The 7,620-nt window shown below is 50.6% G+C and carries 3 protein-coding genes; 2 read left to right on the top strand and 1 reads right to left on the bottom strand.

Features of this window, described 5'->3' with window-relative positions; all coding sequences use genetic code 11:
- Nucleotides 1-5,231, bottom strand: a 5,231-nt coding sequence (locus JUE30_RS07770; protein ID WP_203624368.1) for a KxYKxGKxW signal peptide domain-containing protein, incomplete at its 3' end; no start/stop codon positions are given.
- A 514-nt stretch (nt 5,232-5,745) separates the two neighbouring features.
- Between JUE30_RS07770 and JUE30_RS07765 the strand changes: the two genes are divergently transcribed.
- On the top strand, nt 5,746-7,176 hold the full coding sequence (locus tag JUE30_RS07765) for a hypothetical protein (RefSeq protein WP_203624367.1): 1,431 nt from the start codon (nt 5,746-5,748) through the stop codon (nt 7,174-7,176).
- Nucleotides 7,169-7,573 carry a GtrA family protein gene (locus tag JUE30_RS07760; RefSeq protein ID WP_203624366.1) on the top strand — a complete coding sequence of 135 codons (405 nt, stop codon included), beginning with the start codon at nt 7,169-7,171 and terminating at the stop codon, nt 7,571-7,573. Before JUE30_RS07765 ends, JUE30_RS07760 begins: the two co-directional genes overlap by 8 nt.
- The last annotated feature ends 47 nt before the right edge of the window (nt 7,574-7,620 follow it).

Here is a 7,620-nt window from a genome sequence, read left to right as displayed (position 1 = left end):
GTGATCGTATCTCCATCCTTTGGTGGTTCGATCGAACCTAAGACGGTATCATCGCTGCCATCGCCTTTGGTCCCTGGAAGGTAGAATTCAACCTTACCGTCTTTGCCGTCGCGAACTGATGGCGTCTTCGCATCCGCGCCGTCTTTACCATTCTTGATCGTGATCGTCCCAGCTGGTTTCCCGTTAGCCGTCACGTCATAAGTGGTTGTCCCGTCACCGTTATCCTTACCGGTCTGACTGATAACTGGAGTTGCCCCATCGTTACCATTCCATACCGTCGTCACAGTGTCGGCACTGCCGTCACCATGCTTAACAGTGATCGTGGTTCCACCGTTTGGATGATCTTCAGTAACTCTTGCCGGCGTTGCGGTGATCGTATCTCCGGACTTAGGAGCATCGATTTCAGCCAACTTCGTGTCATTAGTACCATCGCCCTTCGAGCCCGGTATATAGAACACGATCTTACCATCATCAGTTGTCTTAATCTGAGGCGTCTGACCGTCTACACCATCCTTACCTTTTTCACCATTCTTAACGGTGAACGAGCCTGCCGGCTGTCCATCTGCGGTGATTTGGTACGTAGTCGTCCCGTCGCCATTGTCGGTGCCATTTGGATCAACAACTGGCGTTACCCCGTCATTACCATTCCATACTGTTGTCACGGTGTCGGGACTGCCGTCAACATGCTTAACGGTGATTCTGGTCCCGCCATTTGGATGATCAGCGTCACCTTCGATTTCCTCAGCAGTTACAGTATCCGCAGCACTTGCTTTTGGCTTGGCAACATAAATAACCCAGATGTCTTGGCCTGAAGTACCAAAGGTCCCATCGGCCGTGCTGTCATCAGGTAAATTGTTGATCTGGCCGCCGTTAATATCGGCAGTCGCATAGTAGTGCAGAACACTGGTATCAAGTGTGCCGTCAGCATCAGACAAGCCTTTGCCTTCGCCGCTTAAGGTGTCAGGAACCGAATAATCATTGGAGTAATTGTACCCGACTTCACCAGATACCGTCTCAGGATCCTTCAGTTCGATACCGTCAACGTTCTGATAGACATAGTGAACAGTCCCTGTGCCTTTGGCCGCTTCAGCCTTGGCATAGGTTACAGTGATCGTGATGTCTTTATCTTCGTCGTCGGCTGCGGCAAGTAAACCAGCTGCGGCTTGTTTGATGGACTGACCATCGTCGCCTACCGTTGTTTCGGTCACTTGTGCTGGAGTTGGCGTGGCGCCATCCACTGGCTCAGGAGTGAAAGTTGCAAAGGGTGCAGTTTGCTTCCAATCGCCATACTTAACGACCTTGTTAGTCGTGTCGCCTTCTTCTGTGTAGTAAGTACGATTGAACACAACTTTCCCAGTCTCTAGCAGCTTCTTCTGACCGTTCTGATCACCGTTAATTGTGACATTCAGGAACTTATGTGTATCATCATAGTTCACATCACTTGGTTCATTTGGTGCAGGGTGCTCGACCAATTCAGCCTTTTCTTTGTCATAGTTAATGGTGAAGGTGATTTCTTTATCTTGGTCTGCTGTCTCAGCCGCCATTGCCGCAAGTTCTTCCGTGACGGTTTTGTGATCATCATCTTGGGTATTCTGGTCGATGTTTGCTGGTGAAGCCTTATAACCATCGTAAATTACCGGTGTATAGCCAACGGTCATGAACTTGCCAGTGTCATCAACAATCCACGGGCCATAATCTTTCACGCCACTGTCAGGATCGTTATCATCGATCTGATATTGACGCGTCAAAACGATGTCATTTTCGGTATTATCTTGCTCCGTTGTTACACCGTCTTTTGTCATCATGATGAGCGGGTGCAAGACTTTATGCGTGTCGTTGTAGAGAGGATCTTTCGGCTCTTTCGGTGCGTCATGCCACTGCAAGTCAGGCTGGTTCGCGCCGTAATTGACCACGCGGGTCGCAATGAAATTCGTCAGGTACTTTCCACCAATGTTTGTGTTCTGGGTACCATCGATGAGAACCGAACCATCACTAGCTGTTACTTTTTTACCAACCAAGGGTAAGTCGGCGGACGTAATCGCCTTGTTCGTTTCATCCACGATTTTACCGACTTTGTTCGCGACTGTTGGAATATCGCTTTCAGTAATTGGTGTCAGCAAAACATCAGTGTCGTTGCCACCAACACCGGTTGCATTCGTTGTCCATGGCGTGTACACTGGAGCGCCACTAGCATCAAGGGTGGCCGTCCGGTAAATCTGAATAGGCGAGCCTTTCTTCTCAGCCAGTGCATCGTCCCCATTGTACTTAACATTAGCCTGCACCGTCCCAATCAAATACCGGGACGTTACTGTGGTCGGATCCCCATCCAAAGTCGAGCCAGGATTGCCCGGGGTGTACACTCTCGGCCCGTCTGTAGCGTACTTGATCGTCAGCGTCTGGGCAGTCTTAGTAAACTTCGCATTGGTCGTGCCATCGGTGGTGATCTTGTGACCGGGGACGTCTTTATTGAGGACCACGCTTGTAATTGAATCGCCAATATTGCCTTTGAGATCAATTGAAGACTGGCCATCAGTATTCGAAATCGGCTTATTATTTTCGTCCACTAACTTAACAGTGATCGTACCCTTTGTTACGACTGGCGCGTACTTGATCGTCAGCGTCTGGGCAGTCTCAGTAAACTTCGCATCGGTCGTGCCATCGGTGGTGATCTTGTGACCGGGGACGTTCTTGTTGAGGGTCACGCTTGTAATTGAATCGCCAATATTGCCCTCGAGATTAATTGAAGACTTGCCATCAGTATTGGAAATCGGCTTGTCATTTTCGTCCACTAAGTTAACAGTGATTGTACCCTTAGTTGCGACTGGCTTGTAAATGATCAGAATCGTCTGGTCTTTGTCAGTAAACTTAGCCTTGAGCGTTCCATCCTCTATGATTGTAAAACCTGGGGCGGTCTTGTTGACGGCACCAGCTGGGATGCCCGTCCCAATATCACCATCAAGATAGTACGTCTGTTGAAAATTGGGATCACTGGGTACTACAAGCGCGTGGTGATCTTCACCCACTAAGTTGACAGTGATCTTGCCTTTTGCTGTAGGCGTATCGGTGCCAGTGCCGGTACCACCGGCATCATTCTTCTTGTACGTGAGGGTAACAACTTGGTCAGGCTGATCCGTGAAGTAATAGTGTTCCTTGATCGGGTCCTCGCCAACCATCGTGTACCCTTCAACAGTCTTGGGAATACCAGTAGTCCGGACCCCTTGTCCTGCCGGCTGCGAGCCTAAAGGTGCAGCATCCCGAATCTCATGACCGTCTGCTTGGTCCACATAAATGACCTTGGCAGTATATTTCTTTTCTTCAGTTTTGGTGCCGTGATAGGTAATGGTCACCTGGTGGGTGTTGCTGCCTTCAAGAGCACTGACTTTGGTGATCCCCAATTTGGCCAGCGCTGAATTCAAACCCGCAAAATCAGTTGCACTGCTAATGTCAGACTTGATTTGATCATCAAAAGCACTGGTAATATCGACTTCTGTTTTCTTCGGGTCAAAAGTATACCCAGCTGGTGGATTCAGTGGGCTGAAATCAATCGATTCTTCAGAAGTGAGCTTCTTCTGTTGCTGACTGTTGGCAATCTCTTTGCCACTCTCATCGACATACTTATAAGTAATTGGGAAATTAGCCTCGGCAGGCGTGTCAGTTGGCGTATCCGTAGGCGTATCGACGACTTCAACTTTGGTACCTGTCCCGATACTGCCATCTTCAGCAGGGACGAGCAAGTCGGTTATCTTCAAGCTGCTCATTTTGCCCGGAATCTTGACGTAAAGATAACCACCATGGTCTGCAAAAGCAGATTTGACTTGATCCGCTGACAAGGTGAATGTGACTGACACTGAGTTGTCAGTGTTTTTGGTTGCCAATTTGTCCCAATCAAAGGTTGGAGAGGCATAAACGACATCCGTCTTTTGGTTGAGAGTGGGCTTAGATAAGGCCTCAGCATTAAAAACGCCGACCTGTAACGCACCAGCACCTGTGACTGGGCTTAAACGAAACAGGTCATCCTGCGAAAGCTGTTTCTGATCTTCATCATTACCACTCAGGAGGAGTGCGGTATTTTTGTCAATATCTGAATTTAACGCCGACGGATCGTTTGTGCTAGCTGTCAGCTGTTGCAGTTGCTCAGCCGACAAATCACCCGCTGCAATTTGGGCTACCCAATGAGTAATAGCTCCTAAAATCGTCGAGGGATCGAGCCAATTAATGTCATCGCCGTCGGTATCCTCTTTCATGTTATTGAACGAACCCAAATTTGAGAAATGATCGAATGTCACTGTAATTGGCTGATCGTAAGCAAGATATTTCTTGGTTGTGTCCCCATCCTTGACTTCCCGGACACCGGCTTTAACTATGATTTGACCATCGACACTGGTGTATGCATCTGATTTAGTCAGCTGGAGTGTCTGCAAGAAACTCTTGTTATAAACCTCTTCCACCTGAGAAGAATCGGTGTCAGCCATGAGCACTTGAATAGTCTGTGGAAGACCCGTCTTGTTGAATGAGTCGGTTGCGGATGCCTTAGCAGCCGCAATCTCGTCATCGCTAGGATCGACTAAGCGAATTGCGTTGCCCGCCGACTGAGTGTTTTCAGCTTGGGAATTGTCTGCAACCTCGGCTAATGCTGCTCTCGAAGCAACCGCCGATGTGGGCGTCGCTGTTTCCTGTTCAGCTGTCGTCTTCGCTTTTGGAACTACCACAGCGGCCGGCTCGCTTGAATGCCCATCCAACGAGGCTTTCAAAATAACAGTGGATGTGCCATTTAGCGCAACACTAAAATAACCGTTTGCATCGGCGGTCACCGTTCGGGTAATGCCATTTTCAGCAGTTGCTGTAACTTGTGCATTGGCCGTCGTCGTCCCTATGACGGTGACCAGACCACTTTCAGTCGTGGTTGCCTGGGCATTTTTAATCTCAAGCAGTGCTTTCGCCGGTGTGGTCTCCGGGATTGCAGCAGTGGCGGCTTGCGTCTCAAGAACGGCTGTGTTCGAAGCGTTCGCCGCCGTTGCACTGGAATCTGAGTTCGTCACCTGCGCTGTCGGCTCCAGGTTCGTAGTTGTGTCAGCTTTGACAGTGTTGATTTGTACAAATGGCAGAACTGTGAAGAAAGTCGTTACCAAGCCCGTAAAGACCCACTTCTTGCCATCTTTGAACATCTTATAATGGATTTTCCGATCAGTATCAACTCTTAAAGAGTTACTCTTGGGACTTGCTTTCATCATACTCCTCCTCATTTCTTGCACTGCGCCATCAGAGCGAAGATGCTTAGTGGGGTTGACAACCCCCTGGTTGAGATGAGTATAGCATTAGAGAATTGCAAGGCTAAACCAGTTTTGAAAAATTGTTTTTATATTATTTGAACTAGGCTTATTTAGGAATTCCCTATTCCTAATAGATAATGGACATAATGTAAAATTTGTACACAGATAGTCGATTCGTGGGAACAAAATACTTTTAAGATTATGATAACAGAATATTCTTGAATCATACTACTCTTAATTTTCCACTTTATCCCCTTCTAAGACCTGTTAGTCAGCGCGTCAGGCGCTCCTGCCAATCTTCCAGAATACTGTTTTCTCCACCACCAAACAGCAGCTAGGCGGCAACAAACACTGTCGCTGGTGGGCAACGGTCGGGGCCCTTTTCTAAAAAAGTTTCAGAATTGATTCAGAATTCATGGCTGGCGAATATATCTGAGGGAGGGTAAGCTGGCTTTGAGCGATTCTGTCACTGCAATTGGACAACTTTACTTGCCTGCTTGGCAGTGACAAGCAGGTTTTCTATTCCGACCTGCCGTCGATGCTGCTTCTGCTGATCATCATGCGCATTTTTTGGCGGTGGCCAGAACAAACACGCAGTCACCAAATTGGGGCGGGCATTGGTCTAACCGTTGCGGTGTTACTTGGCGCATTGATCAAACCAAACCTGATCGTACTGATACCAGCGGCTGCCATTGTCGCGCTAATTTTGCACCACCAGCACCTCCTCAAGCCTTTGAAGCTCTGGCTGCCGATGCTGCTCGTGGTGGTCGGCTTTGGCCTCAGCGTGCCGGCTACCCGCGTTATCGACGCCGCCAGCCACTACACCCCCAAGACCGAATTTGCGTTTCCCGTCACCAACTGGCTGCTGATGGGAACCAACGCCAAAAGCCACAGCATGTATGCCGCCCACGACGTCCACGCCGCAATCAAGCTCTCTGACCAGGCGGCCCGTCAGCATCATGATTTGGTGCTGCTGAAACAGCGCGTGAAGCATCTGGGGGGTTCGGGACTGATCAAGCTATGGTTCACCAAATTGGGCATTCTGCTGAATGTTCAAGGGATTCAGTCCTGGTACAACGGTGGGTTCCGGTCGGCACCGGCGGTCTATCAAAAGCACGTCCAGACACTGGCTGCCCTGACCGCCATCAGCTATACCACGGCCACGCTCACCTTGTGGCTGACTTTGATTTTGCGCCTGCTCACGTGGCAGCCCGAGTGGCGCCAAGCCCGCGGCGCTGCCAGTATGCTGGCTGTGGTCACCGCCCTGGGCTACTTGGCCTTCCACACCCTCCTGTGGGAAACCGAGGCCCGCTACGGTCAGATCATTCTGCCCTTACTGCTGTTCACCTTGGCGAGCATCCCCAAGCCGGTGAAAGCAAAAGCAGTGGTCCACCGGCTCGCCTGGCGCCCTGTGGCTTTGTTGGGCCTGACCTGCAGCAGCGTGCTTGGCCTGAGCCACGTGGTGGGTGCAGTGCACCCGCCACCGCTGGTGGTGGCGGCCCAGCACAGCCAGCTGTCCGAGCAGTATCACGCCAAGCCTGAACGACTCAGGCCAAACGCCACGATGACCGAGAACGTGACACTGAACGGTCCTGCCGATTACTTTTCCATGCAGATTCATGCGCATTCAGTCGTGGCGGTCACGCTGACCAAGCTGGCCAGCGGCCAAACTTACCACTTAACCGATGCGGGAGCCGTCTATCGGCTGCATCACCCACTTGAGCCTGGCCGGTACCAAATCACCGTATGCAACTGGTGCACCACCAGCCAAGCGGTCGATGTAGTGCGCACTGCCCATTATCAACTGAGTGCCTTTCCGCTTGTGATCAACGGCACCGCGTCCCACACTGCGTCCCTCATTTACACGAGTTTGCTTCATGCTCACGGGAGGTCAATCAATGGATAATCGCGTGACAACAATTTATGACCGGTACGGGGAAGCCCTGCGCTACCTAGTCGTCGGCGGGCTGACCACAGCGATTAACATCGTGCTTTTTTTCAGCCTGACTCACCTGGGGACCGCCTGGTTTTGGGCCAACATCGTCGCCTGGGTGCTCAGCGTCCTGTTTGCTTTCATTGCGAACAAAAAACTTGTGTTTGGCGCTGCCGACATGACCCCCAGAACGGTCGTGAAAGAAGCCGTCAGCTTCTTCACGCTGCGCGGGGCCTCACTGCTAGCTGACACCGCCATCTTGTTCGTGGGGCTAACGCTGCTTCACGGCTCGCCAATCATTGTCAAAGTGATTGACCAGGTGGTCGTGATCGGTCTGAATTACGTCTTCAGCAAGCAGATTTTCTCTTAACCCACCGAAGCTGGGCACCAGCCCACGTCAAAAAGGCGACTGCAACA

Origin of the sequence: Lacticaseibacillus sp. 866-1 (assembly GCF_016861825.1) — a bacterium.
Taxonomy (GTDB): Bacteria; Bacillota; Bacilli; order Lactobacillales; family Lactobacillaceae; genus Lacticaseibacillus.
This window is presented reverse-complemented; position numbering and strand designations above follow the sequence as displayed.

Coding starts and splice junctions, on each gene's coding strand:
- JUE30_RS07760 (WP_203624366.1), top strand. CDS start 7,169: ATGGATAATCGCGTGACAACAATTTATGACCGGTACGGGGAAGCCCTG.